Source organism: Pseudomonas sp. FW300-N2F2, assembly GCF_017351655.1.
Taxonomy (GTDB): domain Bacteria; phylum Pseudomonadota; class Gammaproteobacteria; order Pseudomonadales; family Pseudomonadaceae; genus Aquipseudomonas; species Aquipseudomonas fluorescens_AA.
Window position 1 is genome coordinate 1 of sequence record NZ_JACNDQ010000006.1, and the last position, 3587, is coordinate 3587.

The window sequence follows — 3587 nt, forward strand, 5'->3', positions numbered from 1 at the left end:
ATCGTTTCACTTCTGAGTTCGGGATGGGATCAGGTGGTTCCAATGCTCTATGGTCGTCAAGAAATTCGGTAGCCAGCGCGTGCCTTGCGGTCACGTTCCAGCGAATGGGTATGCGATAGTTTGTGTGTTGCACTCGAGCGTCTCGAACTTTCGGTTCGTTTCGTCTTCACACACCGCAATCTGGTCTCGTTCGCCTTGCGGCTTGGAGTCTACAAATTGCTTGGGTGTTATATGGTCAAGCCTCACGGGCAATTAGTACAGGTTAGCTCAACGCCTCACAGCGCTTACACACCCTGCCTATCAACGTCGTAGTCTTCGACGGCCCTTCAGGGGACTCAAGGTCCCAGTGAGATCTCATCTTGAGGCAAGTTTCCCGCTTAGATGCTTTCAGCGGTTATCTTTTCCGAACATAGCTACCCGGCAATGCCACTGGCGTGACAACCGGAACACCAGAGGTTCGTCCACTCCGGTCCTCTCGTACTAGGAGCAGCCCCTCTCAAATCTCAAACGTCCACGGCAGATAGGGACCGAACTGTCTCACGACGTTCTAAACCCAGCTCGCGTACCACTTTAAATGGCGAACAGCCATACCCTTGGGACCGGCTTCAGCCCCAGGATGTGATGAGCCGACATCGAGGTGCCAAACACCGCCGTCGATATGAACTCTTGGGCGGTATCAGCCTGTTATCCCCGGAGTACCTTTTATCCGTTGAGCGATGGCCCTTCCATACAGAACCACCGGATCACTAAGACCTACTTTCGTACCTGCTCGACGTGTCTGTCTCGCAGTCAAGCGCGCTTTTGCCTTTATACTCTACGACCGATTTCCGACCGGTCTGAGCGCACCTTCGTACTCCTCCGTTACTCTTTAGGAGGAGACCGCCCCAGTCAAACTACCCACCATACACTGTCCTCGATCCGGATAACGGACCTGAGTTAGAACCTCAAAGTTGCCAGGGTGGTATTTCAAGGATGGCTCCACGCGAACTGGCGTCCACGCTTCAAAGCCTCCCACCTATCCTACACAAGCAAATTCAAAGTCCAGTGCAAAGCTATAGTAAAGGTTCACGGGGTCTTTCCGTCTAGCCGCGGATACACTGCATCTTCACAGCGATTTCAATTTCACTGAGTCTCGGGTGGAGACAGCGCCGCCATCGTTACGCCATTCGTGCAGGTCGGAACTTACCCGACAAGGAATTTCGCTACCTTAGGACCGTTATAGTTACGGCCGCCGTTTACCGGGGCTTCGATCAAGAGCTTCGCGTTAGCTAACCCCATCAATTAACCTTCCGGCACCGGGCAGGCGTCACACCCTATACGTCCACTTTCGTGTTTGCAGAGTGCTGTGTTTTTAATAAACAGTCGCAGCGGCCTGGTATCTTCGACCGGCGTGGGCTTACGCAGCAAGTGCTTCACCCTCACCGGCGCACCTTCTCCCGAAGTTACGGTGCCATTTTGCCTAGTTCCTTCACCCGAGTTCTCTCAAGCGCCTTGGTATTCTCTACCCAACCACCTGTGTCGGTTTGGGGTACGGTTCCTGGTTACCTGAAGCTTAGAAGCTTTTCTTGGAAGCATGGCATCAACCACTTCGTCACCCAAAGGGTAACTCGTCATCAGCTCTCGGCCTTAAGATCCCGGATTTACCTAAGATCTCAGCCTACCACCTTAAACTTGGACAACCAACGCCAAGCTGGCCTAGCCTTCTCCGTCCCTCCATCGCAATAACCAGAAGTACAGGAATATTAACCTGTTTTCCATCGACTACGCTTTTCAGCCTCGCCTTAGGGACCGACTAACCCTGCGTCGATTAACGTTGCGCAGGAAACCTTGGTCTTTCGGCGTGGGTGTTTTTCACACCCATTGTCGTTACTCATGTCAGCATTCGCACTTCTGATACCTCCAGCAAGCTTCTCAACTCACCTTCACAGGCTTACAGAACGCTCCTCTACCGCATCACTTGCGTGATACCCGTAGCTTCGGTGTATGGTTTGAGCCCCGTTACATCTTCCGCGCAGGCCGACTCGACTAGTGAGCTATTACGCTTTCTTTAAAGGGTGGCTGCTTCTAAGCCAACCTCCTAGCTGTCTAAGCCTTCCCACATCGTTTCCCACTTAACCATAACTTTGGGACCTTAGCTGACGGTCTGGGTTGTTTCCCTTTTCACGACGGACGTTAGCACCCGCCGTGTGTCTCCCATGCTCGGCACTTGTAGGTATTCGGAGTTTGCATCGGTTTGGTAAGTCGGGATGACCCCCTAGCCGAAACAGTGCTCTACCCCCTACAGTGATACATGAGGCGCTACCTAAATAGCTTTCGAGGAGAACCAGCTATCTCCGAGCTTGATTAGCCTTTCACTCCGATCCACAGGTCATCCGCTAACTTTTCAACGGTAGTCGGTTCGGTCCTCCAGTCAGTGTTACCTAACCTTCAACCTGCCCATGGATAGATCGCCCGGTTTCGGGTCTATTCCCAGCGACTAGACGCCCTATTAAGACTCGCTTTCGCTACGCCTCCCCTATTCGGTTAAGCTCGCCACTGAAAATAAGTCGCTGACCCATTATACAAAAGGTACGCAGTCACCCAACAAAGTGGGCTCCCACTGCTTGTACGCATACGGTTTCAGGATCTATTTCACTCCCCTCTCCGGGGTTCTTTTCGCCTTTCCCTCACGGTACTAGTTCACTATCGGTCAGTCAGTAGTATTTAGCCTTGGAGGATGGTCCCCCCATATTCAGACAAAGTTTCTCGTGCTCCGTCCTACTCGATTTCACTTCTAAGATCCTTTCGCGTACAGGGCTATCACCCACTATGGCCGCACTTTCCAGAGCGTTCCGCTAAAATCAAAGAAGCTTAAGGGCTAGTCCCCGTTCGCTCGCCACTACTAAGGGAATCTCGGTTGATTTCTTTTCCTCAGGGTACTTAGATGTTTCAGTTCCCCTGGTTCGCTTCTTGCACCTATGTATTCAGTACAAGATAACCATCTTATGATGGCTGGGTTCCCCCATTCAGACATCTCCGGATCACAGTCTGTTTGCCGACTCCCCGAAGCTTTTCGCAGGCTACCACGTCTTTCATCGCCTCTGACTGCCAAGGCATCCACCGTATGCGCTTCTTCACTTGACCATATAACCCCAAGCAATCTGGTTATACTGTGAAGACGACATTCGCCGAAAATTCGATCTTGCTCTACGAGCAACTCACAAATTTTACCTTAGCCTGATCCGTTACCAGTGAAAGTAACGTCCAGTCTATCTTTCTATCACATACCCAAATTTTTAAAGAACGATCTAATCAAAAGACTAGAAATCAACATTCACCATCACCTTGATGGAATGCTCATTTCTAAGCTTTCAGAAGCAGTTTATGGTGGAGCCAAGCGGGATCGAACCGCTGACCTCCTGCGTGCAAGGCAGGCGCTCTCCCAGCTGAGCTATGGCCCCATTACAAAATTGGTGGGTCTGGGCAGATTCGAACTGCCGACCTCACCCTTATCAGGGGTGCGCTCTAACCAACTGAGCTACAGACCCAATTTCGAGCTTGTAACTGTTAGCTATGAGCTATCAGCTTGGAGCTTAAAGCTGCTTCTA

General features: G+C 51.4%; 2 tRNA genes and 2 rRNA genes. All 4 read right to left on the minus strand.

Going from position 1 to position 3587, the window contains the following annotated elements:
* Positions 1-61: ribosomal RNA gene (gene rrf / locus J4E63_RS30625) — 5S ribosomal RNA — on the minus strand; the annotation flags it as partial.
* 170 nt (positions 62-231) lie between these two features.
* A 23S ribosomal RNA gene (locus J4E63_RS30630) occupies positions 232-3123 on the minus strand.
* A 241-nt stretch (positions 3124-3364) separates the two neighbouring features.
* Positions 3365-3440 (minus strand) — tRNA-Ala (locus J4E63_RS30635).
* Between the two features lie 10 nt (positions 3441-3450).
* Positions 3451-3527, minus strand: a tRNA-Ile gene (locus J4E63_RS30640).
* Between the last annotated feature and the right edge of the window lie 60 nt (positions 3528-3587).